The organism is Komagataeibacter sp. FNDCF1 (assembly GCF_021295335.1).
In the GTDB taxonomy this organism is placed as follows: Bacteria; Pseudomonadota; Alphaproteobacteria; order Acetobacterales; family Acetobacteraceae; genus Komagataeibacter.
Genome location: NZ_JAIWOT010000001.1, coordinates 2181381 through 2206905, shown reverse-complemented (window position 1 = coordinate 2206905; position 25525 = coordinate 2181381). Strand labels below are relative to the sequence as shown.

The following is a 25525-nucleotide window of genomic DNA, read 5'->3' as shown; positions in this document are numbered from 1 at the left end:
CTTCTTATTATTGTTTCCAGGCGGGAAGATGGCATTGCAACACGATGATCGGCTGCGGGCCCTGACGCATCAGGATGCGGATTTCTGGGCTGATCTGGTTGATAGTGTCCTGATCGTCGCGATTACCGACAGCGAAGGGGTCATCACTTACGTGAATGACCGCTTTTGCGAAATCAGCCAGTACTCGCGTGAGGAACTGGTCGGTTCCACGCACCGGATCGTCAATTCCGGGTATCATGACGCGGACTTCTTCCGTGACCTGTGCCGCACGATCAAGGCGGGGCAGCTGTGGCAGGGCAATATCTGCAACCGGGCGAAGGACGGCTCGCTGTACTGGGTGGCCACCACCATCATTCCCAAGCTGGACCGGCAGGGCGTGATCCAGGGGTATGTCGCCAGCCGCTTCGAGATTACCGAACTCATGAACACCCGCGACCGCCTGTGTGAACTGGCGGAGACGGATACCCTGACCGGCCTGCTCAACCGGGCGGGATTCAATACGGCCCTGGCCGATGAACTGGCGCGCTGCCGCGAACCGGGCAGCACGGGTCAGCCCGCCCCCGCGCTGGCCATGTTCGACCTGGATGGCTTCAAGCAGATCAATGACGTGCATGGCCACCACGCGGGCGATATCGTGCTGCGTGCCATCGCCTCGCGCCTGATCGAACTGACCCATCCCGATGATCCGGTCAGCCGGCTGGGGGGGGACGAGTTCGCCGTCATCCTGCACCGCACGCTGGAGGACATCTCGCTTGAGCGGTACATGGACCGCCTGCAGGCCATTCTGGAACGGCCCATCGATATCGAGACAGTCACGGTCAGCGTGGCGGGCAGTATCGGCGCGGTCCTGCTCGATGGCACCGACACGATGGAGGACGTGCAGAAGAACGCGGACATGGCGATGTACGCCGCCAAGCGCGCCGGTGGCAAGCAGTCGCAGATGTTCACGAAAAACCTGCGTGAACGCGCGCAGGCGCGTGTTTCCATCCTGAGCGAGGCGCGCTGCGGCGTGGAACGCAACCAGTTCGAGGTGTATTACCAGCCCATCCTGAACTGCAGTACGCTGCAGGTGGACCAGATCGAAGCGCTGCTGCGCTGGCAGCATCCCGAGCGCGGGCTGCTGGCGGCGGAAGATTTTTCGGATGTCTTTACCGATGCGGGCCTGGCGCAGGCCATGGGACCACGCATGATCGAGGCCTTTCGCCGCGATGTCAGTATGTGGAACAATAATGGCCACCCGCCGCGCCAGCTTGCCATCAACCTGTCGCGCATGGATCTGATCCGCGATGACTACCAGCGCGAACTGGAAGAATCGCTCAGCCGCTTCAACATGCTGCCCGAGAATTTCGTGCTGGAGGTGACAGAGGCGATGCTGCATGGCCGCCGGGCCGATCAGGGCATCCGTAACCTGCGCGAACTGGCGCGGTCGGGCTTCCGCATCGCACTGGACAATTTTGGCAAGGGCATCACCGTGCTCAACCATCTGCGTGAACTGCCGTTCTCGCAGGTCAAGATCGACCAGAGCATGGTCGCGGGCATTGTCGGCAATCCCGATGCCTGCATGGTCCTGTCGAGCCTGATCGAGATGGGGCAGGGCTTCAGGATGGATGTCACGGTCGAAGGCGTGGAAAACCGCGAACAGTTCGACCTTGTCATGCAGATGAAGCCCGAGCGGATACAGGGGTTCTACATTTCGTCCGCCCTCTCGTCGCAGGATATCCTGACCCTGCCGGAACGCTTTGAGGGGGTTGTCCGTTCATGACCGACACACCCCGTACCGTCACTGCGCGGATCGGTGATGACCTGCCCCGCATTGACGTGATCGGGCTGGCCAATACCCGCCGCATCATGCATGCCGAACGCCATAATGACGGTTCGCGCATGCCGCTGTTCATTCCCGCCGCATCCTGGGCCACGCTGCTGGCGCTACACTGCATGGGCGATGACACGCCGGAGCGGCCCCGGCTTGCGCCCTCACGCGTCATGGAAGGGCTGGAACGCGCCCTTGGCCGGATCATGACCGAGATCGCCCGGCATGATGCGGAACATGATGAACCGCTGCGCCCGGCCTATGGCGTGACATCCGACCTGTTCGGCACGGCGGATGCGCCAGTGGACATCCGCATGGTCGTGGACCGCACGACCGGCGTTGCCTGCATGCTGGCAGGCCCGCCCGCGGATATCGCGGCCCTCGGGCTGGATTGAGGGACCCCGGACCGGCACGCCTGCTGAGAACAGCAGGCTGGGAACCGTCTGATACTTCCCGCCGGGCGCTGGTACCCCTGGCGTGCCTTCTGGCATTGTATACGGGACAGGAACTGACACGAACCGATCGGGAAGCAAAACCATGCCCAGCATCAATGTAAAGAAATTGCAAAAAAGAACAGATTACGAATTATGGAAGTGGAACCGGAGCAACTCGAAAATCGAGAGCCCGGAAGGTATCTATCAGATGGTGGGCTGGTATCTGCACGGTAGGGAAATTGATCCCCCCGGCAATCTCCGTGCAGCGGACCCGGCAATAGAACTCCACGTACGCGCGATCCAGGGGGGTGCGGTACTGGTTCTGACCAAGGACCCGAATGGATTTGGCGCCATGTTTGCCCACGGGCGGCGTGTTACATTTCACGAAACATAAAAAAGGCGTACACCAGCGCCCCATCGGTATGACAGGTCCCGCCGATATTCCGTGCTCCAGTAAAGGGTAAATACCCAAATGGATCACAGTAAAAGTATAAAGGAATAATGGTGCTGCTGGACAGGATTGAACTGTCGACCTCTCCCTTACCAAGGGAACGAAGCGCCTATATACCCCATGAAAAACAATAACTTACAGCGTATGAAAGCAGAAGATGCTAGCACTATGCTAAGTTAAACTGCTTTCGCTTCATTATATGGTAGCCACCAGCTAAGACAAGTTCAAGCGCAATTCTGAGAGATGATGCGCTAGTTTTTCGATTCGGTTATCTAAGAAGGAGCATTTAGGGTTATCAAATCAGGAAGGCCCAAAAAGGCGTTAACCGATCGGCACTGTATGGTTAAGGATGACTCCCCTTACGCTTGCCTGAGGATAAACCATGACGCGAGATCTGGCTCTTGTTACTGGCTGGCTGGAATGGGCCATAGAAAGGAAAATCTGGAATGGATAAAACGCGAATCAGTTTCAGGGTGGATCGGGCTATGAAGGAGCAGGCCCAAATAATCTTAAAACAGGAAGGCTGGTCGTTAAGCGGTTACATCGAAAATGCTTTGCGTTTGATCGTAGCCGATCCAGAAAAGAATTATCCCTTGTTAACGGGTAAGCCATTCCCCCCAAATGACAGGGACTGCTGAAAAAATATTTCAAAATAACTTTCAGAAAACAGAAAGGGACATTCGCGTTTTCGGTGTCCGCCTTTTTAAGAATTACCCCGGGGGGGGGGCTAAAAAACTTTTCAGAAAATTGGCATACGTAGAAAAAATGGGATTGGCGCGCTAGAGCTAACGCGGTTTTTCCGGATTACCCCACAGGGGTAGGCCCCGAAAAAAGCCCCCAAAATTGAGGGATGAACCCTCGGAAATGGGGGTTTTGTTCGCCAAGGCACACAAAAATCTGGAATAAACTAAGAAAGACGGGACTTTTTTAGGGGGCGGCCCCAGAAAACCCCCAACTTTTACCCCCTAAAAAAGTCCTGATTTCCGCAATTTTTTAAGAAATGGGGGATTTTATGGGGGTTTATTAAAATACTTTATTTTTTATATTTACACACGTAAACTTATATGTTAGTAATATAGAAATTCCCCGGAAAAATCCCCAACTTCTATTTTAGTAGGGGTTCCTTATATTAAGGGGGGGAAGCGCATTGTGTAAAGCAGTGCAAAAGTTTTTTGCTTACGAAAGCAATCAACATATGTATTTCTTCATTAGAAATATAAATACATACATAAAAGTTGAAATAATGATTCCGGCATTGTATAAATAATAGTGAACACTATTAAAAATGGTTTTGAAAAAGCCTATATAACGCCGGAATCGTTATACAGGCTTTTTTTATTTTATAATCATTTTAATAGGAGTTCAAAATTATGAACAAAAGAAAAACAGGCGTAAAAGCCTTAAACATTAAGCCATATAATTATGAATACAATTTTGGAAATTATTCAGAAGAAGGTAAACCAGAATTCGAAATATACAAATACCTTGCCGAACATTCATATAGGCAAGGCACCGGAAATTACTTTGTTTACAATCCAAAAACAAGGCGAGTTGTTTCAGCATCGCAAAAACAACTTGAAACCGAATTGAGAAAACATTTCCGTGGCCATAAAATTACATATGGCGATTACGTTAAACAAGAAATCACTATAACAAACGATCATATTAAAAATTTTGTAAGTTATAACCTTTCCCCTGAAGTAATAGGATCAATGCCACTGCCTTTGTTTGAAGGTAAGCAATTCGTTTATAATGGTAATGTTTATTTTAACACTTACTATGATGATTCTTTTATACCAACTATGGGAATAAATGAACATTTATTATGGAAAGGTTTGAATATTTTTGCAAAAGGTCTTTGTAACGTAGAAAACGAATTGCCTCGCGATCTATTCAAAACGCCAGTTAGTAACTGGAAAGGCACTGAATATGAAATCTTCCTATGGGTAATTTACTGGTTTGCGGCCCTTTACCAACGTCCCGGCATCAATTTGCGTTCAGTTCCGGCTTTCTTTGGCTCTGAACATGGCATTGGGAAAAATGCCTTTTTGATTTATATGCAAATCCTAATTGGGCCAGCTTCTTGCGGCAGAGTTGAAAAAACAGCATTTAGGGGTAATAGCAATTTCAATGGCGAAATGTCTGGAAAGGTACTAGGCTATTTCAATGAAATTGAAAGAACAGAAAGCAAGCAGCTTTACAACTGGATCAAAGAAAATGTTGTCGAAGAAACAATTAACTTAAACGAAAAAAACAAAACGCCGCGCGAAGTATTTAATATATTCAACCTTGTTTTGTTTTCCAATGATTATTCTGCATTAGCAATAGAAGAAAAGGACCGTCGTTTATGTATCATAAAAACATATTCCCCCGGCGATGAAAATGAAGTTTTAAACTTTAGGTATAACAATCTTGAAATATTCATTGAAGAACAAGAAAATGATCCTGATCATGAATGGTTAAATTCTTTGGCGAATTTGCTTCTTTCCTTAGACGTGGACGGGAACAAAGGTTTTTATAACAAGCCCTTGGCAACAACCCTTGGCGAATTAGCTAAAACGGAAAGCCTTTCCGATTTCCACAAATGGTTATTCAGCGCCAAAAACCTTTTCAAAAAAGAAAAACAATCTGTCGCTTTTGGTAAAATGTATAAGCATTATCAGGAATGGGCTTTTGAAAATAAAATAACCCCATTGTCTGAATTTCGTTTCATTCAAAAAGTTAAGGCAGAATCCCAATCAAAAACATATTTTTCAATACAGGGAAAAGAAGCAAGGATATATGTTAAGCAAAAACTTGTTTATAAGGTGAACGAATATGAAGAACCACATGATGATGAAATTTTCATAAATGATACCAAAGCAGATACTAGTTTTAAAAAACTTAAAAACAATATTGTAAATGAAAAAAGTAATATACCATTGTCGATTCTTAATTCTGCTGAATTTAAAAATAGGGGTGCTGGTTTATGATCAGCATTTCCCTTTTCAATAACAACCTAGATACAAAACAGAAAGGCATTAACAAAGCCAACTTTAAGAGCCCGATCCGAAAGTTTTTGAACAATACCAGCCTGTTGTGATTCATCCGTCTTTGCAGAGAGATGGAGTGAATGGTGACATGGACTGGTATTGCCCGGCGCGAGTATAGCCGGGAAAGATTGCGATATCCATCGGACATGACGGACGGGGAGTGGACTTTGATCATGCCATTTGTGCCCCCGGCGAAACGGGGCGGTCGTCCGCGCACGACGGATATGCGCGAGGTGGTCAATGCGATGCTCTACATAGCCTCGGCCGGGTGTGCGTGGCGTCTGCTGCCGAAATGCTTTCCGCCGGTCTCGACCATCAGGCGCTATTTTTACGCCTGGCGTGATGCCGGAGTGTTCGAGGTCATGAATACGGTGCTGGTCATGAGCCTGCGCGAGATCGAGGGACGTGACGCCTCTCCGAGCGCGGGCGTGATTGACAGCCAGTCGGTGAAAACCACGGAAAGCGGCGGGATTTCGGGCTATGACGCGGGGAAGAAGGTCAAGGGCCGCAAGCGCCATATCGTGACGGATACCTGCGGCTTCCTGATCTTTCTCCTCGTTCATGCCGCTGATATCCAGGACCGTGATGGGGCCGTTGATGTTCTGGCAGCGATACGCAGGCGCTTTCCCTGGCTGCGCCACATCTTCGCTGATGGCGGCTATGCTGGCGACAAATTGCGATCCGCGCTCGCCTCCATGGGAAAATGGACCCTCGAAATCATCAGGCGGTCCGATACGGTGAAGGGTTTTCAGATCCTGCCGCGTCGCTGGGTGGTGGAACGGACATTCGCATGGCTGGGACGATGCAGGCGGCTCGCCAAAGATTGGGAACAATCCATTGCTTCCTCAACCGCATGGACATTGATCGCCTCAATCCGAATGCTCACACGACGGACAGCAAGGCATTGTCAGGGTTGAAAAACTTTCGGATCGGGCTCTAAGGAATTATGCGAATGGCTTGAAAAAAGGGCCATTCGCATAAAAGCCAATAAGGCGGATGTTGGTATGTTGTGCCTTACAACTTTCAAGAAAGGCCGTAGCAATGAAAACGCGCGGCCAACCAACCTTTTCGGCTTGGATTTTGATGATCAGGGGAACCAGATCAATGAGGTAATTACCTATCTTGGCACCTTGGGTTGTAACTGGTTTCTTTATACAACCCATTCCCACAAGCCCACGCACCATAAATTCAGGGTTATCCTTGAACTAGCGCAATCCATTCCCGATGCCGATGAAAATAGGTTGGTTTTCATGGTGCTGAATTCGCTATTTGGCAAACAAGGTTTTGCGCTGGATGATGCCTGCAAGAACATTTCGCGCCTTTGGTATCGACCCGCATCCCCATCAAGTGCTAGCCCATGCCAATGCCATAAACGTACAGATCTGGGGCCATTGGACATAAGCCCGCAGCTAGCGCTAGCCCGTAAAGAACAGCGGGAATTGGTTGAATTTCAAGACAGGGAAGCCAAAAGGGCGAAAGCTAAGAGCCCGATCCGAAAGTTTTTCAACCCTGACAATGCCTTGCTGTCCGTCGTGTGAGCATTCGGATCGAGGCGATCAATGTCCATGCGGTTGAGGAAGCAATGGATTGTTCCCAATCTTTGGCGAGCCGCCTGCACCGTCCCAGCCATGCGAATGTCCGTTCCACCACCCAGCGACGCGGCAGGATCTGAAAGCCCTTCGTCGTATCGGACCGCCTGATGATTTCGAGGGTCCATTTTCCCATGGCGGCGAGCGCGTTTCGCAATTTGTCGCCAGCATAACCGCCATCAGCAAAGATGTGGCGCAGCCAGGGAAAGCGCCTGCGTATCGCTGCCAGGACATCAACGGCCCCATCACGGTCCTGGATGTCGGCGGCATGAACGAGGAGAAAGATCAGGAAGCCGCAGGTATCCGTCACGATATGGCGCTTGCGGCCCTTGACCTTTTTCCCCGCGTCATAGCCTGAAATCCCGCCACTTTCCGTGGTTTTCACCGACTGGCTGTCAATCACGCCTGCGCTCGGAGAGGCGTCACGCCCCTCGATCTCGCGCAGGCTCATGACCAGCACCGTATTCATGGCCTCGAATACTCCGGCATCACGCCAGGCGTAAAAATAGCGCCTGACGGTCGAGACCGGCGGAAAGCATTTCGGCAGCAGACGCCACGCGCACCCGGCCGAGGCTATGTAGAGCATCGCGTTGACCACCTCGCGCATATCCGTCGTGCGCGGACGACCGCCCCGTTTCGCAGGGGGCACAAATGGCATGATCAAAGTCCACTCCCCGTCCGTCATGTCCGATGGATATCGCAAGCCTTCCCGGCTATACTCGCGCCGGGCAATACCAGTCCATGTCACCATTCACTCCATCTCTTCGCAAAGACGGATGAATCACAACAGGCTGGTATTGTTCAAAAACTTTCGGATCGGGCTCTAAAGCCGCAAAGGCATTGACTAAAGGCAATGATCCGTATGCCGGTGCCATCAAATCGGCTGTTGGTTGGTTTCAGCATAGCCATAAAGGCGCAACGCAATTCATTACATGGCTTTATAAGGCAGGCGTGCCACCTGAACGTATCAAAGAAGCCTATGATGGTTTGGGGTACAGGCCATCACCACCTGATACAGCGGAATCCGAATTCAGGAACATTTTTGCATGGGTTGAAAAACATATAACCCCTGCCAGCTAAGCCCCATACCAGAATGAAAACCTTTTGCGTTCGGGCATCCATCGCCGCGCCAAGGTTTTCTTATAAAGCCCGAATCCAAATGTAAGTTTGTAACGATAGACCATGCCCTAAAGTTACAATCTGGATGTTACAGATTTATGTAACTTTAGGGTTGTAAATCTGGTTTATGTTACATACCTTCATGAACATCTAAGAGCCTAAAGTTACAGATCAGGGGATTTTCATGTTCATTGGTTACGCACGCACCAGCACGGCAGATCAGGTTGCTGGCTTAGAAGGCCAGATCCGGGAACTGGAAGCCAAGGGGTGCGCCAAGGTTTATGCGGAACAGGTTTCAGCTACCTCCGCCCATAGACCAGAAATGGCAGCCTGTATGGATAACTTGCGGGCTGGTGATGTGCTGGTGGTTGCCAAGCCTGACCGGCTGGCACGTTCAACGGCTGACCTGCTGGCGTTGGTAAAAGATATTGAAGGCAAGGGCGCTGCCTTGCTGATCCTTTCAATGGGGGGCCAGGAGTTGGATACCCGCAATCCCACAAGCAAACTGATGTTGACCATGCTGGCCGCTGTGGCTGAATTCGAACGCGATTTGATGAAGGAAAGACAGGCGGAAGGCATTGCCAAAGCAAAGACAGATGGGCGCTATAAAGGGCGAAAGCCAACTGCTATGAATCAGGCATTAAAGATCAGGCAGATGAAGGCAGAAGGGCAGAAAGCTACTGACATAGCCAAAGCCCTGAATATCAGCCGTATGAGCGTATATAGGGCACTGAAAGGATTTTAGGCTTGGATTTGAATACATTGGCGCATGCGCCGGATGTGCTGAATACCCCACCGATGGTTTTCGTAACCAATGCTATGCCTCCATCTGGCAAGGGATGGTGGGATACAATTTGTGAAGGAGCCAGAGCAATAGTGCCATTCGCTGTGGTTTACGTAGCATGGCAACAATGGAAATTATCAACAAGGCAACATGATCTTCAGAAGAATCAGCTAAAACTTTCAGAAGAACAAAAACAAATTGCCAGAGGAAAGCTCAAACTAGAAGTTTTTGAAAAGAGATATGAATTATATAAGTCTTTTAAGGACAAAATCAATGAATTTAGATCAAATATCTTTAAAGAATCTTACGATAATTTAAAGAATGTTAGCAACTCTCTTCTTGCCATGAGCCATGAGTTTATTTTTATTTACGATGCTGAAGTTTTTTTAGAAGTTAACACTATAATGGAAAGCATATTGATGTTGGTTTCTTCTAGAAGAAAATATGAAGATAGCGAAATAGAACATGATGATTTAATGAATGAGGCAAGTTTATGCGGGAGCATAATAATAAACTTTCTGGTTAATATTTTTCCTAATTTGGTCAAGCCCTTCCTAAACCTAGAAGAGCTTGACCGCTTGTAGCTAATTCCGTCTGGGGCGCAACATCTCTTTATAGCGCTCATTTGTATTATGATCGTAATGTTCTTCCAGCATCTTTACGCTGGTGCCTACATTGCGGGCCAGAATGTAAGCATCCACGCCGCGCCTTAGCTGTTCAGTGATATAGTAGTGGCGCAGGCTGTAGGGCGTGCGCTTTACCCCACGATAATCCCTTGTAAGGCCGGTGGCAGCTAATGCCCTGTTAAACTGGCCGGTGAAGGATTTGAACTGCGTTCTATCCTTGTGCATGAACAGGAAATCATTCTTATCAGGTATGAACCCTGCTTCATCTATATAAAATTTGTATAACATCCTGATACCAAAGGCTAATTCTTCACGCGGGATCAATTCGCGTGATCGGCCTTTTCCATGAACCCGCAAATGAACATCTGTTTCCCGTGGAATGCCATCCTTATCGATTTCCAAACCAATAACATCGCCCCATTTCATATTCTTAACTTCGGTTGGGCGCATTCCGCTTAGGGCGATGAAACTTACATACGGGAAAAAGAGCCAACGATCATAAAATACGGCTGGATGAAGCCCTGCTTCCTGTGATGATGCGCGGGCATATGCGGAAAAGGCTTCAAATTCCTTTTCCGAAAAACCGGGACGGGCTGTGTAGCCAGTTTTAACCGTTCGGATTTCAGGAATTGCCTTGATGTATTGCGAATCAAAACAGTAGCGCAGGAAAGCGCTTAGGGCGGCCCTTTCCCTGTTCAGGGTAGCTGGAGAAGGACGGACGCGCTTCTTTGCTGTGACGGGCGCTGTGATGGTTTTGCCGCCCCGTTCATAGGTCAGGTAGGCAATATCCTTACCCGGCCCTGTGACCCAGTAATCTGATCGCCATGATAGGTACTGGTCGATGGTTTTGGTGCTGATGAAATTCGGATTATGTGGACCAAAGAACCCATCCACGTAGCGTTCCAAAATCGCTTTGTTCTGGCTTGCCACGTTTTTGGGCATAAAGCCCTGCGTGGCCTTGGTTTCCATATCGGCCACGAATTCGGCAATGATCTTGCTGATGGTGCTGGCTTTAACGTTCAGGCCTTCTTCGGCCTTATACAGCGTTTCATAATAGATTCGCTGCGCCTTGATTTCTGCCCGGTGAATATCGGGGGTGCCAAGGCTTTTGCGGATTTGACCCTGTCCCCGAATCGAAAATCTAACGGACCAATTAGCAGACCCGGCAGGCTGAAACAGATTATATGGTTTCCGGCCTTTGCTAGAACTGTGCTTATTCACCCCAAAATCCTTGGTTTTTCGCGGCTGCGCTAGGGCTATGCTAGCTATCAGCGACTTTGCCTAAAAACACAAGTCATTGAAAAACAAGGGGGAATGGTGCTGCTGGACAGGATTGAACTGTCGACCTCTCCCTTACCAAGGGAGTGCTCTACCACTGAGCTACAGCAGCACGGTATGCGCGCTTCCTAACTTTTCCTGACCCGGCTGGCAACCCCTTTTCTCGTGTTTTGGAAAATTGGGGCGGTCGAACCGGGGCAGGGAAAATTCAGTCGTCGCGGTGGATGCGCTCCATGCGTTCGTGGCGTTCCTGCGCCTCGATCGACAGGGTGGCGATGGGACGGGCTTCCAGACGCTTCAGGCCGATCGGCTCGCCGGTTTCCTCACAATAGCCATAGGAGCCGGCTTCAATGCGCAGCAGCGCCTGGTTGATCTTGGAAATCAGCTTGCGTGCCCGGTCACGTGTGCGCAGTTCAAGCGCACGATCGGTCTCGACACTGGCCCGGTCGGTAATGTCAGCTTCGTGAATGCCGCCTTCGGACAGGCTGGCAAGTGTTTCATCCGCTTCCTTAAGAAGGTCCGCTCGCCATTTCAGCAGTTTGAGGCGGAAATATTCCACCTGCTGCGGATTCATGAATTCTTCATTATCCGAAGGGCGATAATCGGGGGGCAATGTAATCATGATGACTGGTCCCTGCGCCGTGGTTCCCCGTGGCGGCTCTGCTCCGGCCGGTGGGGAACGGGGCGGCTTATACTAGCAAGGCGCACGCGCGCCAAGCCTTTAACGTGGCTTTCATGCAGGCTGGTGCGTGGCTGCGGGGGTGGACGCCGCCTGCGGGGCGGGTGCAGGCGTTGCGGTCGTGGGGGAAGGGGTGGTCCTGCCGGCCTGCTTTGTATGGCGGATCTGCTCGGGGTAGGTGGTTTCCCACCCGCCGCCCAGCGCATTGTACAGCCGCACCAGATTGCCCGATATGGTGGCGGTGCTGGTGGTCAGGTCGGATTCCGCGGCCAGGTACTGGCGCTGTGTGTCCAGCACGGTCAGATAGGTTACCATGCCGTTGCGGTACTGGTCCTGCGCCAGTGCCAGCGCGTGATGGCTGGCTTCCACGCGCCGGGCCAGTTCATCATGGCGGATCTGTTCATCGGTATAGGCGGTCAGGGCGTTATCCACGTCATGCCAGGCACCCAGCACGGTTTTCTGGTAATTGATGGCCGCTTCCTTCTGGGCTGCCTTGCGCAGTTCAAGCTGGCCCCGCAGGCGCCCGCCCTGGAACAGGGGCAGCGTGATGGACGGGCCGACATTCCATGCCTTGGCATTCCAGAACCCCAGATCGCGGAAGGACAGGGATTCAAAGCCGAAGCCTGCATTGATGGTCACGCGCGGATAGAACTCGGCCACGGCCTCGCCCACCTGGGCAATGGCGGCATGCAGGTTCGCTTCCGCGCGGCGGATATCGGGGCGGCGGCGCGCAAGTTCGGAGGGTACGCCCACGGGCACGCGCGGCGGCACGGGGGGGATGGCAGAAGCGGTCAGCAGTTCATCGGACAGTGCGCGCGGCGGCGCGCCCATCAGCAGGCTCAGCGCATTGACCTGCAGCACAAGCTGCTGCTCAAGCTGGGGAATCTGCGCCAGCGTGTTCTCATACTGCGCGCGGGCCTGTTCCACTTCCAGGTTGCTGGCCAGCCCCCTGGTGTAGCGCTGCTGGTTCAGGTCCAGCATGGATTTCGCCACGTCGCGGTTTTCCATGACGATGCGCAGCTGTTCCTGCGTGTTGCGCAGTTCCATGTAATCGCGCGCCACTTCGGACTGGCGCGAGATCAGCATGCCGCGCCGGGCTTCGTTCACGGCCTGGGTGCTGGCGGCGGCGGCTTCGTATTCACGGCGCACGCGGCCCCACAGGTCCAGTTCCCACGTGGCGTCCACGCTGTCGCGCCACTGGTTGAACAGGGGAATCTTGGCTTCCCCCGGTGCGGGCGCAAACTGGGAAAAGCCGGGGGTGTTGGCCAGTTGCGGATCGCTTTCCACATCGGTCACGATGCGCTGCAGCATCTTGGTGCTGTACTGCTGGCGGGCGTAGGAACCGGTGGCCGACAGGCCGGGATAGCGTTCGGCGCCGGCAATGCGCAGTTCCGCGCGGCTCTGGGCCATGCGGTAGGCATAGGCGCGCACATCCAGGTTATCGGTGGCGACCCGCTGTTCGAGTCTGGTCAGTTCGGCATCATGGAACAGGGTCCACCATGCGGTATCGGGGTCATCCGGCGTAGTCTGGCTTGTCACCTGCGCAGGGGTGCTCCTGCCGTCGGCCGCGATACGGGCCGGGCCGCCGTACTGCTTGGGTGTCCACGGGGTGGGCTTGTGGAAATTCGGGCCAACCGCGCACCCGGCGGTCATGACCGACAATCCAACCACCGCCGTGCGCCATGAAATTCCCCTACCCACCAACGCGGCCCCCTGTCGTGCCTGAAACGGTTAATATAAATCTGTATTCCAGTGCATGGTTTCGCTACCATGGCTGAAATGACCGATCAGTTCGGTCAGTCCCCTAGCCTATCGGCTTTCCGCACGGGGTCAATCGAAAGTACGCACCGATTACTGGGAGCAGGATGATTTCAATGGGCACCACGGCAGACCGGCCACGTCAGGCACAGGCGCAAGATTGCGGCCTTTCGGGGGCTTCCGCCGCCAAGCGTGCGCAGATACTGGCAGGTGCCGCGCGGGTTTTTGCCGAACATGGCTACGAAGGGGCCAGCATGTCAGGCATTGCGCGTGATGCCGGTGTGTCCAAGGGTACGCTGTACAATTATTTCGACAGCAAGGCCACACTGTTCTCCGCCTTTGTGGAGCAGTGCGCGTGCGAGAAGATGCCGCTCCTGTTCAGCCGGATAGACGAGGGGGCGAACCTTGAGGAATCGCTCGATCATCTGGCCGTGGCCATGATCCGCCTGCTGACCTCGCCGCTGTCGCTCATGCTCAATCGCATCATCATCTCCGAGGCGGGTAATTTTCCCGCTCTGGCGGAGACCTTCTGGAAACATGGCCCGCAGAAGGCCATCAACATCCTGTCCGCATGGCTCATGCAGCATAATGACGCGGGCGTGCTGAACATTCCCGATCCCGTATTTGCGGCGGAGCAGTTCTACGCCCTGTGTCAGACCCGCATCACGGCACGCGCCCGCATGCAACTGCCGGTCGATACGGATGAGGCGCATATCAATTTCATCGCCCGCTCCGCCGTACGGACATTCCTGAACGCCTATCTGCGCGAAACGCCGCGCCTGCCCCCGCTTGTCATGGAACACACGGGCGACTGATCCCCCGCGCCCGTGCGGCATGATGCCTGCGGCGGGTTCCCCGAACGAACATTGGCGGACAGGTACCGGATCACGCCGGTGGCCTCTGTCCCATCGCGGCACCGGTTCACTGGTGTCGCACGCGCCGCGTGCGACCAGGATGCCATCGTGGATCTCGCTGCCAACGGGGTCATGGCGCCACTGCATCGGGGCAGTGCTGACCATCATGCACCATTACTATGTGTGCCGGTGCGGATGAACCTGCGGTTTCCGGCAGGTCCTGCGCATGCGCGGCCAGTGCTGTCCATGCGCATTGTTGCATAAATACAACATAACGCAGGCAGGAACGGATGCACTGATTTTTTGGATTGTTATGTTATATTGTACCAAATAAATCTGCGCCTCCCGAATTCACTTTCCTGGATGTGAGCCCGCCCTGCCATGATGCGCTTATGGTTTTCCGCCCGTCCCCATTCTCCTGCCATGCTTGTGGCCATGACCATCCTCACCCCGGCTGTCAGTGCGATGGCGCAGGATGCCGTGGCCCCGGCCACCCCCACGACCGGTCGCGCCACCACAACGGAGGCGGAGCGCCTGACCCGCGCATCCTCGGCACCCGAGACCATGACCGTGACCGCCCGGCTTGACCGGGCACGCGTAGCGCTCCAGCCCTCCACGGGGGCGACGGTGCATGCTTTCAGCCGCAGGGCGCTGGAGACCATTCCGGGGGGGGACAATGCGGGGCTGAACAGCGTGCTGCTGCAGGCCCCCGGCGTGGCACAGGACAGCTATGGCCAGATCCATGTGCGCGGTGACCATAACGAGGTGCAGTTCCGTCTGGACGGCGTGCAGTTGCCCGAAGGCATGAACGTGTTCGGCCAGACGCTCATGACCCGCTTTGCCGATAACCTGTCTCTCTCCACCGGGGCGCTGCCGGTGCAGTACGGCTTCCTGCAGGCGGCGGTGGTGGACATTACCACCAAGAACGGGACGACCAACAAGGGCGGCAACGTGTCGATCTATGGTGGTGCGCGTGACTACTTCTTCCCCTCCGCGCAGTACGGGGGGCAGTATGGCAAGTGGGATTATTTCTTTACCGCCGATTATGTGCATGACCGGGTGGGGATCGAGAATACCACATCCTCGTTCAATGCGCCGCATGACCTGAGCAACCAGTACCATTTCCTGGGCCACCTGCGGTATACGGTGGATGAGAACACGCGCCTCAGCCTGATTGCAGGTATATCGAACGCCGAGTACCAGCTGCCCAACAATGCTGGCCAGCCGCTGTATAAGGATAATTATACCAGCCTGCTGCCCAATGCGCCGGGCAGCGGTGGCCTGAACGAGCACCAGAAGGAAATTACCGATTTCGCCATCCTGTCACTGCAGAAGGAAATCGGTGCGTTTTCGCTGCAGACATCCGTGTTCTCGCGCTACAGCAGCCTTGGCTACAGCCCTGATCCCAACATGGGCGATCTGGCCTATATGGGCGTAAGCCAGCATGCCGAGCGTTCGGTCATGTCAACCGGCACCCAGAGCGACGTGACATGGCGGGTGCGGCCCGACCATACCATCCGCTTCGGCTTCCAGGTCTTTGCCGAGCGCAACATCACCAAGGCGGATGCCACGGTGTTCGATGCCAGTAACCGGCAGACAACCATCCACACGGGCAATGGCCGCACGGGTGATGTCTATGGCCTGTATGTACAGGACGAATGGCGGCCGCTGCGCAACGTGACGGTCAATTACGGCCTGCGCTTTGATGGAGTTAGTGAATACACCAACGAGCACCAGCTCAGCCCGCGCATCAACGTGGTGTGGCGCGCGTGGAAAGGCGGCGTGCTGCATGCGGGGTATTCGCGCTACTTCACCCCGCCGCCGTTCGAGGTGGTGGGTGGTTCCGACCTGCAGCAGTTTGCCAATACATCCGGCGCTGCGGCATCAACAGGCAGCAGCACGGTCAAGGCCGAGCGTGACCACTATTTCGATGCCGGGATTGAACAGGTCATCCTGCCCGGCTGGCGCGTGTCGTTCGATGCCTATTACAAGTTGGCCCATAACCTGATTGATGAAGGCCAGTTCGGCGCGCCGATCATCCTGTCGGGCTTCAATTACCGGCGCGGGCAGGTCAATGGTTACGAGTTCTCGACCTCCTATGACCGCGGGCCGCTTTCGCTTTATGGCAATTTCGCGTGGTCACGCGCCATCGGCAAGGACATTACCAGCGCGCAGTTCAATTTTGCCCCTGATGACCTGGCCTATATCAGCCAGCGCTGGATTCACCTTGATCATGACCAGCGCTGGACGGCCTCGGCAGGTGGGGCCTATACGTTCTTCCACCACACCGGGCATCCGACGCGCCTTTCGGCCACCATGGTGTACGGCAGCGGGCTGCGGACAGATTCGGATGTGCCTAACGGGGGTGTCGTTCCGCAATATGCGACCTTCAACATGTCGGTCGTGCAGTCCTTCCGTGATCTGTTCCATTCCCGCTTCCTGCGCACCACGCAGTTGCGGCTGGATGTGACCAACCTGTTCGATCACCCCTATATGCTGCGCACCGGCGCGGGTATCGGGGTGGGCGCGCCGCAATACGGGCTGCGCCGTACCATCCTGACCGGTATTTCACAGTCCTTCTGACCGGCAGGGCCGGGCCGCACGGGTTGGCAGACCTGTTGCGGCCTGCATGCCACAAGGTGGCATGACCTTTTCCATCCGCCCCGCAAGCCCTGCATATGCCACCTGCCGCCCATCGAGCACCCTGCCGCGCAGGCCTTCCGCACCGTGACGGAACTGGCATGGCTGGCTGAAGGCGATGTCCTGTCCGTCGGGGTGCACCATGCGTGCATAAAACAGCATACATGCCGGGTTGCAGTTGACGGGCAGGACCGGCCTGCGGGTTTCCTGAATGCCGAAGTCTGTCGGCGCGACCTGCACATCCTTGCAATGTCAGTAGCCCTCCCGGTACCGGGCAGGGACTGGGGTTCCGGCTGCCTGCCCATGGCATTGCGAATGCACGCGGGCGCGGCCTGTCAGGCGTGATGCTGACGACCTTCCGCATGGTTGCGTGGAATGCCCCGTTCTACCAGAAGGCGGGTTTTCATATTATGGCTCCCTCCTGCACTGGACCGGCATCTTGCCGCACGGCTGCGGCGGGAAGCCAGCGCGGGCTTTGCACCCGGTACACGCTGCGCGCTGCGTCGTGACGTTATGGCCTGACGCGGCATGGAACCGGCGCGCATGCAAAAAGGGCGGCCCGTGAGGGCCGCCCTTTTTCGCTACAGGGACAGATGAAAGAACGGGATCAGGAATTGATCCGCTCGCCATGCAGGCTCATGTCCAGGCCTTCCATTTCCTCATCGCGTGTGACGCGCAGGCCGATGGTCAGGTCGATGATCTTGAGCAGGATGAAGCTGAGCACCGCGCACCATATGATGGTCACGCCCACGGATTCCGCCTGGGCAATGAACTGGTGCAGCGAGCCGCTCACGCCCTCGGGGCTGGCATCGGTGGCGGAGAGCGGGCCGTAGGCGAACACGCCGGTCAGCAGCGCCCCCACGATACCGCCAATGCCATGCACGCCAAAGGCATCAAGGCTGTCGTCATAGCCCATCATGTGCTTCAGCCCCGTGGCACCCCAGTAGCAGATCAGGCCAGCGGCCAGCCCGATGGCCAGCGCGCCACCGGGCAGCACGAAGCCGGCGGCCGGCGTAATGGCCACAAGCCCGCCCACGGCGCCGGAAATGATGCCCAGCACGGTCGGCTTGCCGGTCTTCATCCATTCGGCGCACATCCATGACACACCGGCCGCGGCCGCCGCGATCTGGGTGGTGGCCATGGCCATGCCCGCACGGCCGTTGGCACCGCCTGCGGAACCCGCGTTGAAGCCGAACCAGCCCACCCACAGCAGGGACGCGCCGATAACGGCATAGGTCAGGTTATAGGGCGAGAGGTCATCTTCCCCATATCCCTTGCGGCGACCCAGCACGAGTGCCGAGACAAGCCCCGCGATACCGGCATTGATATGCACGACCGTGCCGCCGGCAAAGTCGATCGCCCCGATGCGGGACGCCACCCAGCCATCCGGCCCCCACACCCAGTGGGCGACGGGCACGTAGACCAGCAGCCCCCACCCGATGGTGAACAGGCACATGGCGCTGAATTTCATGCGTTCGGCAAAGGCACCGGTGATCAGGGCGGGCGTGATGATGGCGAACGTCATCTGGAACGTCATCCACACGCTTTCGGGGATGGTCATGGTGGTGGCGGCGTCGGTGCCGGCGGCCATGGTAAAGGGTATGTCGGCGCCCTTGCTGATGCCGGCCCCCAGCCCGTTGAGCATGACGCGCGACAGCCCGCCGATAAAGGCGTTGCCGGACGTGAAGGTCAGGCTGTAGCCCAGCACCATCCACAGCACCGTCATGATGCAGCAGATGCTGAAGGACTGCATGAGCGTTGCCAGCACGTTTTTCTTGCGGACCATGCCGCTGTAGAACAGGGCCAGACCGGGAATGGTCATCAGCAGGACAAGTGCCGTGCTGACCAGCATCCATGCGGTATCGCCCGTATCGATGGTCGGGGGGGCGGTATCGGCCGCCATCGCGGGCAGGCCATGCAGGGAAACGGCCGCAACCGCAGCCGCCAGTCCCACGTGGCGTCCGATCTTGCCAGTCTTTGTGATCACAGCGCGTTTTCTCCGGTTTCCTGTGTCCTGATACGTATTGCCTGTTGCAGGTCCAGAACGAAAATCTTGCCATCCCCGATCTTGCCGGTACACGCGGCGGCCTGGATCACTTCCACCACTTGGTCGCACTGGGCTGTGGGTACGGCAATCTCGAGCTTGATCTTGGGCAGGAACTGGATGTTGTATTCGGCACCACGGTAGATTTCGGTCTGGCCCTTCTGGCGGCCATATCCCTTGACCTCGGTTGCCGTCAGGGCGTCCACCCCGATGGAATGCAGTCCCTCGCGTACCTCATCAAGCTTGAACGGCTTGATGATGGCAATGACGAATTTCATTTCGTTCCCTTCCTGCCTGGCCCCTGAAGTGGCATTCTGCTGTCTCCGTTCCGTACAGGCAACCATATGGGGAAGCAATATGAACTTGCTGCTGTCCGTATTATGCCCGGTGCCTGATGGCCCGTGTGTTGCCGTCATGCATGTGCCACCCGTCCGGAGGTCATGGGGCTGTCCCGTCGGGAGCACCTTGGTCGATGATATTTCGTAACGAACCGGGGCTCTTCCCTCCCTGCGCCTTTTCCATCTCCGGTATCGCCATGCCGCGTGTTCCCGCCCGTATGCCGGTATCATGACCGGGGCGTCCGGGGAGGCTGCCGCACCCGTTCGAATCGGGCATGGCCGGGAGCGGGGCGGGGGTGGGCATGATCATATTCTGCTTACTGCCGTGCCGGCGGGATGGGGCTGTCCCGAAGCACCCTGAATGACGCCGCGGGCCGGACGGGCATGGCAGGGCGGTCCCCGCCGTGGCATCGTGCCAGCCCGTGGCCGTAACCCGCTGCCCGCGCGGGTGCGGGCGGCGGTACCATTCCCTTTCCCGCCTGCCTTGCGTCATGGCCCTGATCCGGCTTACCTCGTTAATTCATGACCGCACCTGTTTCCTCCCCCCCGGCTTCCGCGCCGCTTACGCCCTGGCCGGTCATGGCCGTGGCGGTCATGGCCACGGGTGTCTTGTCCGGGGTGGGGGGCACCGTGCTGTCGCTGCTGCTGCACATGGTCCAGCATCTGGCGTATGGCTACGGGCAGCCCGGCGGGCCGCATACCTTCGTGCAGGGGGTCAGTGCGGCACCCGCGTGGCGGCGGATCGCGGCGCTGTGCACGGCGGGTGTCGTGGCGGGCGTGGGCTGGTGGGCGCTGGGGCGTTTTGGCAGGCCGCTGGTCAGCATTGCCAGCGCCGTGGGCAAAACGGAACCGGGCAGGCCCATGCCGGCATTTTCCACCCTTGTGCACCTGCTGCTCCAGATCGTGACCGTGGCCCTGGGCTCCCCGCTGGGGCGCGAGGTGGCGCCCCGTGAACTGGGTGCCGTGCTGGCGACCGGCACGGGCCGCATGCTGGGGCTTGTGCCGGCGGACCGGCGCATCATCATCGCCTGCGGGGCGGGGGCCGGGCTTTCGGCGGTGTACAACGTGCCGCTGGGGGGCGCGCTGTTCATACTGGAAGTGCTGCTGGGTACCATGGGCCAGCGCGCGGTACTGTGCGCGATGGGGGCATCGGCCATCGGGGCGTTCGTGCCATGGGCGGTGCTGGGCAACGTGCATCAGTACGAAATCGGGCCCATGGCGGTCACGGCGCCCGTAGTGGCGTGGGCGCTGTGCGCGGGGCTGGTCATCGGTGGTGCGGCACACGTTGCCAGACGCATGATGACCATGGCGCAGAACCGGGCGGCCAGGGGTGTGGCGCGCATCGGCTGGTGTATGGTGGTGTTTCCCGTCCTCGGGATACTGACGTGTTTCTACCCGCAGCTGCCGGGCAACGGGCGGGGGCCGATGCAGCTGGCGCTGTCCGGGCAGATGGGGCCGCAGCTGGCCGCGGTGGTGATGGTGCTCAAGCTGGTGGTGATCATGGGTGCGGTGCGGGCGGGTGCGGCCGGTGGCCTGCTGACGCCCAGCCTGGCCATGGGGGCGCTGCTGTCCATCGTGCTGGCGGGGGCGTGGAACCTGTTCCTGCCGCCGGTACAGGCCGATACGGTGGCGCTGCTGGGGGGGATCGCCTTTCTGGGCACGTTCATGTCCATGCCGCTTACGGCCATAGCGCTGGGGCTCGAGTTCACGCAGGTGGGGCATGACATGTGGATCCCGGTGCTGCTGGCATCGGCCAGCGCGCTGCTGGGTTTCCGGGTCTGTGCGCGGGTGGGCCGCGCGCCGGTTCCGGTACTGCGGCCCGGTGCGCCGGGCAGCGTGTCGGCACGATCCTGAACCGGCGGCATGAATGGAAAAAGGCGGCACCGTTTCCGATGCCGCCTTATCCTGAGGACAGTCACGGATCTGCCGATCCTGAACCGTCGGTTCCTTTCATCCCATGCGGGCGCGGGCGTGCACAATGGGCGGGCACTCACGTTTCAATGACCTCACGCCATCGTGCCCCGCGGGGCTATTTTTCGGCAAAGGGATCAAAATCGCCATCGTTTTCGCGCACGCTCCACCAGCCTTTGTTCCATTGTTCATAGGCGGGCAGCGTTTCATCAAACGGGTTTTCGATCAGTGGCTCGCCCCGTGTCGCGGCGGCCTTGCCCTGTGCGAAGGCGTCGGTGGTGGTCTGGTCGGTCATGTGGCGTTTCCTGACATGTCTGCCTGAGCGTCGGGGCAGGCTTACACCATGTGCCCCGCCCCCGCAGCCCCGCCCGGCGGAAGGGGGAAATGCGCTGGGCGCAGGTGTTCGGGCCGCCGCAGCGCAGGTCACGCGCCCCGTGGCGGCAGGCGGTATCGATGGCGCCTTCGCCGGCACGGCGTGGCCATGTGGCAGCAGGTCCTGCCCGGCCATGGCCCGGTCGCGGGGTGGCCTGCGCGCACATGTTTGGATACATGACCATCCGCATGCGTTATGGGTATAGGGAATCTGGTCCGGGCGCAGGCCCGCCAGCAGCGTTTCATATATGTCAGGTATTATAGGGAAGAATAATAAGCATGAACGTAAAGCTGTTTGCACCCCGCCGCGCGGCGCTCACCCTGGCTGCCGTCGTGGCGGGGAGCATTGCCGCACTGTCCGCCACGTCCCGGCCCGCAATGGCGCAGGCTCCGGTTATCGTAGGGAACCAGACGGCGACCGCCATTGTCGAGAGCGTGGACCACGATGCGGGCATGGTGCTGCTGCGTGACAAGGCAGGCAATCTGGACACCGTGCGCGTGGACCCGGACGTGCGCGCCAAGCTGCCGGTCCTGCATCCGGGTGACAAGATCGGCCTGCGCATCGTCCGTACCATTGATGCCGCCATCGCACCGCCGGGCGCGCCCCTGCCCGAATCGACCGAGAATGCCGCCGGCACCCGCACCGGCCCGCACCCGCATGGCATGATGGTCTCCTTCAAGCGTGAGCGCGTGAAGGTGACGGGCGTGGATACCACCCGCAACCAGGTCGTCTTTGTCGACCCCGACGACATTACCCGCGTCGTACTGGTGCGCCAGAAGCCGATGCAGGAATTCCTCAAGACCCTCAAGCCGGGCGATGAGGTGGACACCACCGTGATGGATGCGGTGTCGTTCTCCGTGCTCAGCCGGCTTCCGGCCTGACGGCAGCCAGCGGCGGCCTGTGGGCGGCGGGATAGTCCTCCGCCCATTGCAGCGGGCCGCGCTGGTCCAGGAAGCCGGGAATGTCGCGGATGATCCGCCCGGCCTGCTCCAGGCAGGCCATGGCCTCGACCTGGGCTGCGGGGCGTCGTGCTATCGCATCCGGCGGGCACAGCACATCCGCCGCGCGGCGCAGGGCGGCAGCCGTCAGCAGCGGATTGTGCGCCAGTTCGGTGAACGTATCCAGCGCATCATAGATCGCCATGCGCTGGGTGGTTTCCAGGTCCGGGCCCGCGGCAATGCCACGGATCCGCTCGACCAGCCGCCCCAGTGACAGTGTCGCCAGCGCCGCATCGATATACTGGTGTATGGTGGCGGGTGTGGCGAAAAAGGACAGACGCATCGCCAGCCGGAGGACCTTCTGCAACTGCAGGTTCTCCCATACCAGCCATTCCGTGCCCTGCCTGCGGCCGGACAATGCCAGCCTGCGCAGGCTGCGCGTGAGCGAAGTCACGAGGCGTGCCGCATCCAGCCGGTGGTTGGGCGGCAGGATGACCCGGAATGACAGCACCAGCATGATGCAGCCCATGAGCAGCCCCATCCATCCGTTGAATAGGCTGATGTCGTTGTAATAATGGATCGGGTTGTTCACCTGCAGCATCACGGTGGCGAAAACCCCGTAGCCAAATGCGCCCACGCCGAATTTGGGATGGAACTGCAGCCATACCCCCGGCAGCAGCATGATGCACAGCGACAGCCACAGTAGCGGGTAACCGTCAACCTGAGGCAGCAGGTAGATATGGCACAGCAGCCCCGCCGGAACCCCCAGCGCCGTGCCCGATGCCATGAGCCCCGCCGCGCGGGAGGCGGAGGGCAGGGTGGAAAGCAGGCTGGCCGCGGCCACCACGTACAGCATCATGGTTGGGCCCGCCGTCCAGTGCAGCACGTACCAGATCAGGGCGGTCAGCATGGCGGTCATGGACCCGCGCGCACCGTTGCGCAGGGCCGTGGGCCATTCCAGGTAGGGCTGGAGCCGCAGCCTGCGCCCGGCGCTGCCCCGGCGGGAAAGGTCGAGCAGCGTGGTTTCGATCTGGCCCAGCAGGTCCTGTATGTCATCCAGGAACAGCAGCGACTGGGGTGAATGACTCTGTCGCGCCTGGACCAGCATGGCCTCACGCGTCTGGCGTATGCGTGCGCAGCCCTCGGCCCAGGCGGATTCCAGCGCCCGGCCTTCGGTCAGGGTCATGAGGTGGCGCAGCATGGCCACGATCTCGCCATGCACCGCGCGGTCCTGCGCGGTGTCGGGGGCGGTCACGGTGTGGGGATGGTACGATGCCACGATACCGGACAGCCTTGCCAGCCCCGCGCGGATCTCGCGCTGGCGCACGCTTATGTCGTAATTGTCGGCGGCGGCGTATTCAACCGCGTCCGACAGGCGGCCGATGCGCGCAAGCATGGCGGCGCGGCTGTCATGGAAACTGGTGGGCAGGGAGCGGAAAGTGCTGGTGGGCCCTGCATCGGGGTTTTCGGGCGGTACTTCGGCATAACCCTGGTGGAAGGCAAGAATGTAGCTGACCGTATCGCGGAACAGGGCATGGATCTGGGTAAGCAGCGTGTCCGACCGGCGCGGCGATGTGACCATGAAGACCGCGGCCGTTGTCACGATTCCCACCACCACGGCGGACAGGCGCGACATGGCGCTGAGGAAGATGCCGTCGGGATCGCCAAAGGCCGGGGCGGAGATGATGACGATGGTATACCCCGTCAGCACCGCGGCATAGGCCCGGAACAGCCGCAGGAAGGTCGCCGCCATGCAGGCCAGCCCCACCACCACTGACAGCCCCATGAAATACAGTACGGGTGACTGCACGAACACCGCCATCAGCCCCACGCTGATGGTGGCGCCGATGATGGTGCCGATCACGCGCCACACGCTCTTGGAGACCAGCGCCCCTACCGTGGGGTTCGCCACGATCATGACGGTGGTGACCGAACTCATGGGGGACTGGAGCTGGAAGGTGAAGGCCAGGAACAGCGCAATGCCAACCGACAGCAGGGCGCGCGCGCTGAAGGCTGCCGTAGTGCGCATGGTGGCCCACTGGGCATCATTGGCGAAACTGCGCGTAAGGCTGGACAACATGTAGGTGCAGACTCCCGGCTGCGGCTTGGGCACTCCCTGATAACGCATGCCGCGCGAAGATAAAGGGAATTGAACCGTAATGTATTGTATGACAATTAATGCCATGTCAATTATATATGCGGACCATGGCCGGCCCGCCGGGCAGCCATCGCATAAAGGGGTCATGATCGTCCCGTGCCGTCATGCTATCGGGCAGGGATGGGCGCTGGCGTGGCGGCCCGGTACCAGCAGGGGATGAACATGACCGGACATTCGCCGTTGCCCGATATCAGGGGTGCGGGATTCGAGGACATGAGGATGACCTTCCTCACCATGCGGCTTGCTAATACGTGGCGGCTCGTGCTGGACCGCGCCCTGCGGGCGGAAGGAATGAGCATGGCCATGATGCGCCCGCTCGCCTATCTCATGATGCTGCCCGACGGGGTCAGCCAGCGCACCCTGGCCCATGCCATGAATACCGACAGTTCGGCGCTGGTGCGCGTGCTGGACCTGCTGGAAGGCGAGGGGATGGTCGAACGCCACCCCGACCATGACGACCGGCGCGCCAAGAACCTGGTCCTGACCGCGCGCGGCAGGCGCAGGTGCGAAACCTTCCACGCCACCTGTGCCGCCATGGAGGCCCGCATACTCGACGGCCAGCCACCGGACGGGGTGCACGCCATGATGCAGGTGCTCGCCGGCGTGCTGGGGCGGGCCGAAGCCGTGATGGAGGAAGGCGACGCCCCGCATTGCGCCGGACGCACGGTGTAAATGACCTGCGTCAGTTCCCTCCGTGCCACGGTGTTAT

General features: G+C 57.7%; 23 protein-coding genes and 1 tRNA gene. 15 read left to right on the top strand and 9 right to left on the bottom strand.

Going from position 1 to position 25525, the window contains the following annotated elements; translation table 11 throughout:
- Positions 1 to 28: 28 nt before the first annotated feature.
- The 7 genes from LDL32_RS10445 to LDL32_RS10415 all read left to right on the top strand — a co-directional run bounded on the left by LDL32_RS10445 (position 29) and on the right by LDL32_RS10415 (position 7265).
- Complete coding sequence (locus LDL32_RS10445; RefSeq protein ID WP_233066618.1) at positions 29 to 1762, top strand: bifunctional diguanylate cyclase/phosphodiesterase; 1734 nt, start codon at positions 29 to 31, stop codon at positions 1760 to 1762.
- Positions 1759 to 2205, top strand: coding sequence for a hypothetical protein (locus tag LDL32_RS10440; protein ID WP_233066617.1), 447 nt, complete (start codon positions 1759 to 1761; stop codon positions 2203 to 2205). The genes LDL32_RS10445 and LDL32_RS10440 overlap by 4 nt, the downstream gene beginning before the upstream one ends.
- A gap of 142 nt (positions 2206 to 2347) precedes the next feature.
- Positions 2348 to 2638: a hypothetical protein gene (locus tag LDL32_RS10435; RefSeq protein ID WP_233066615.1), complete on the top strand. Its 291-nt coding sequence runs from the start codon at positions 2348 to 2350 to the stop codon at positions 2636 to 2638.
- A gap of 503 nt (positions 2639 to 3141) precedes the next feature.
- Positions 3142 to 3333 carry a hypothetical protein gene (locus tag LDL32_RS10430; protein WP_233066613.1) on the top strand — a complete coding sequence of 64 codons (192 nt, stop codon included), beginning with the start codon at positions 3142 to 3144 and terminating at the stop codon, positions 3331 to 3333.
- A 732-nt stretch (positions 3334 to 4065) separates the two neighbouring features.
- On the top strand, positions 4066 to 5667 hold the full coding sequence (locus LDL32_RS10425) for a primase-helicase family protein (protein ID WP_233066611.1): 1602 nt from the start codon (positions 4066 to 4068) through the stop codon (positions 5665 to 5667).
- Positions 5668 to 5807: 140 nt separating this feature from the next.
- Positions 5808 to 6644, top strand: a complete 837-nt coding sequence (locus LDL32_RS10420) for an IS5 family transposase (protein WP_048856220.1) — start codon at positions 5808 to 5810, stop codon at positions 6642 to 6644.
- An 87-nt stretch (positions 6645 to 6731) separates the two neighbouring features.
- Positions 6732 to 7265, top strand: a complete 534-nt coding sequence (locus tag LDL32_RS10415; RefSeq protein WP_233066609.1) for a hypothetical protein — start codon at positions 6732 to 6734, stop codon at positions 7263 to 7265.
- On the opposite strand, the gene LDL32_RS10410 is transcribed toward LDL32_RS10415, so the two are convergent.
- Positions 7231 to 8067 (bottom strand): IS5 family transposase, encoded by an 837-nt coding sequence (locus LDL32_RS10410; protein WP_233064459.1) that lies wholly within the window; start codon positions 8065 to 8067, stop codon positions 7231 to 7233. The two genes, LDL32_RS10415 and LDL32_RS10410, sit on opposite strands and share 35 nt — an antisense overlap.
- Before the next feature lie 552 nt (positions 8068 to 8619).
- Here LDL32_RS10410 and LDL32_RS10405 point away from each other — a divergent pair.
- Positions 8620 to 9180 (top strand): recombinase family protein, encoded by a 561-nt coding sequence (locus LDL32_RS10405; protein WP_233066608.1) that lies wholly within the window; start codon positions 8620 to 8622, stop codon positions 9178 to 9180.
- 2 nt (positions 9181 to 9182) lie between these two features.
- Positions 9183 to 9803: a hypothetical protein gene (locus LDL32_RS10400; RefSeq protein WP_233066605.1), complete on the top strand. Its 621-nt coding sequence runs from the start codon at positions 9183 to 9185 to the stop codon at positions 9801 to 9803.
- Here the strand turns inward: LDL32_RS10400 and LDL32_RS10395 are convergent, their stop codons facing one another.
- The 4 genes from LDL32_RS10395 to LDL32_RS10380 form a co-directional block, all read right to left on the bottom strand.
- Positions 9804 to 11066, bottom strand: a complete 1263-nt coding sequence (locus LDL32_RS10395) for a site-specific integrase (protein WP_233066602.1) — start codon at positions 11064 to 11066, stop codon at positions 9804 to 9806.
- A gap of 94 nt (positions 11067 to 11160) precedes the next feature.
- Positions 11161 to 11235, bottom strand: a tRNA-Thr gene (locus LDL32_RS10390).
- A 96-nt stretch (positions 11236 to 11331) separates the two neighbouring features.
- Entirely contained in the window at positions 11332 to 11745 is a 414-nt protein-coding gene (gene dksA, locus LDL32_RS10385; protein WP_233066600.1) for an RNA polymerase-binding protein DksA, read from the bottom strand.
- 111 nt (positions 11746 to 11856) lie between these two features.
- On the bottom strand, positions 11857 to 13455 hold the full coding sequence (locus LDL32_RS10380; RefSeq protein WP_233066597.1) for an efflux transporter outer membrane subunit: 1599 nt from the start codon (positions 13453 to 13455) through the stop codon (positions 11857 to 11859).
- 221 nt (positions 13456 to 13676) lie between these two features.
- On the opposite strand from LDL32_RS10380, the gene LDL32_RS10375 reads away from it, so the two are divergent.
- The 3 genes from LDL32_RS10375 (at position 13677) to LDL32_RS10365 (ending at position 17399) form a co-directional block, all read left to right on the top strand.
- On the top strand, positions 13677 to 14375 hold the full coding sequence (locus LDL32_RS10375) for a TetR/AcrR family transcriptional regulator (RefSeq protein ID WP_233066595.1): 699 nt from the start codon (positions 13677 to 13679) through the stop codon (positions 14373 to 14375).
- A gap of 420 nt (positions 14376 to 14795) precedes the next feature.
- Positions 14796 to 16997, top strand: a complete 2202-nt coding sequence (locus tag LDL32_RS10370) for a TonB-dependent receptor (RefSeq protein ID WP_233066593.1) — start codon at positions 14796 to 14798, stop codon at positions 16995 to 16997.
- A 144-nt stretch (positions 16998 to 17141) separates the two neighbouring features.
- Positions 17142 to 17399, top strand: coding sequence for a hypothetical protein (locus LDL32_RS10365; protein WP_233066591.1), 258 nt, complete (start codon positions 17142 to 17144; stop codon positions 17397 to 17399).
- A gap of 262 nt (positions 17400 to 17661) precedes the next feature.
- Here the strand turns inward: LDL32_RS10365 and LDL32_RS10360 are convergent, their stop codons facing one another.
- Both LDL32_RS10360 and LDL32_RS10355 read right to left on the bottom strand, forming a co-directional pair.
- Complete coding sequence (locus tag LDL32_RS10360; protein ID WP_370636690.1) at positions 17662 to 19041, bottom strand: ammonium transporter; 1380 nt, start codon at positions 19039 to 19041, stop codon at positions 17662 to 17664.
- Complete coding sequence (locus tag LDL32_RS10355; RefSeq protein WP_233066588.1) at positions 19038 to 19376, bottom strand: P-II family nitrogen regulator; 339 nt, start codon at positions 19374 to 19376, stop codon at positions 19038 to 19040. The genes LDL32_RS10360 and LDL32_RS10355 overlap by 4 nt, the downstream gene beginning before the upstream one ends.
- Before the next feature lie 582 nt (positions 19377 to 19958).
- Between LDL32_RS10355 and LDL32_RS10350 the strand changes: the two genes are divergently transcribed.
- Positions 19959 to 21290: a chloride channel protein gene (locus LDL32_RS10350; protein WP_233066585.1), complete on the top strand. Its 1332-nt coding sequence runs from the start codon at positions 19959 to 19961 to the stop codon at positions 21288 to 21290.
- A 175-nt stretch (positions 21291 to 21465) separates the two neighbouring features.
- Here the strand turns inward: LDL32_RS10350 and LDL32_RS10345 are convergent, their stop codons facing one another.
- Positions 21466 to 21642 (bottom strand): hypothetical protein, encoded by a 177-nt coding sequence (locus LDL32_RS10345; RefSeq protein WP_233066583.1) that lies wholly within the window; start codon positions 21640 to 21642, stop codon positions 21466 to 21468.
- A 356-nt stretch (positions 21643 to 21998) separates the two neighbouring features.
- Here LDL32_RS10345 and LDL32_RS10340 point away from each other — a divergent pair, with 356 nt between their 5' ends.
- On the top strand, positions 21999 to 22601 hold the full coding sequence (locus tag LDL32_RS10340; protein ID WP_233066582.1) for a preprotein translocase subunit YajC: 603 nt from the start codon (positions 21999 to 22001) through the stop codon (positions 22599 to 22601).
- Here the strand turns inward: LDL32_RS10340 and LDL32_RS10335 are convergent.
- Positions 22582 to 24738, bottom strand: coding sequence for an FUSC family protein (locus LDL32_RS10335; protein ID WP_370636689.1), 2157 nt, complete (start codon positions 24736 to 24738; stop codon positions 22582 to 22584). The two genes, LDL32_RS10340 and LDL32_RS10335, sit on opposite strands and share 20 nt — an antisense overlap.
- Positions 24739 to 24972: 234 nt before the next feature.
- On the opposite strand from LDL32_RS10335, the gene LDL32_RS10330 reads away from it, so the two are divergent.
- Positions 24973 to 25488 carry a MarR family winged helix-turn-helix transcriptional regulator gene (locus LDL32_RS10330; protein WP_233068841.1) on the top strand — a complete coding sequence of 172 codons (516 nt, stop codon included), beginning with the start codon at positions 24973 to 24975 and terminating at the stop codon, positions 25486 to 25488.
- Positions 25489 to 25525: the final 37 nt, after the last annotated feature.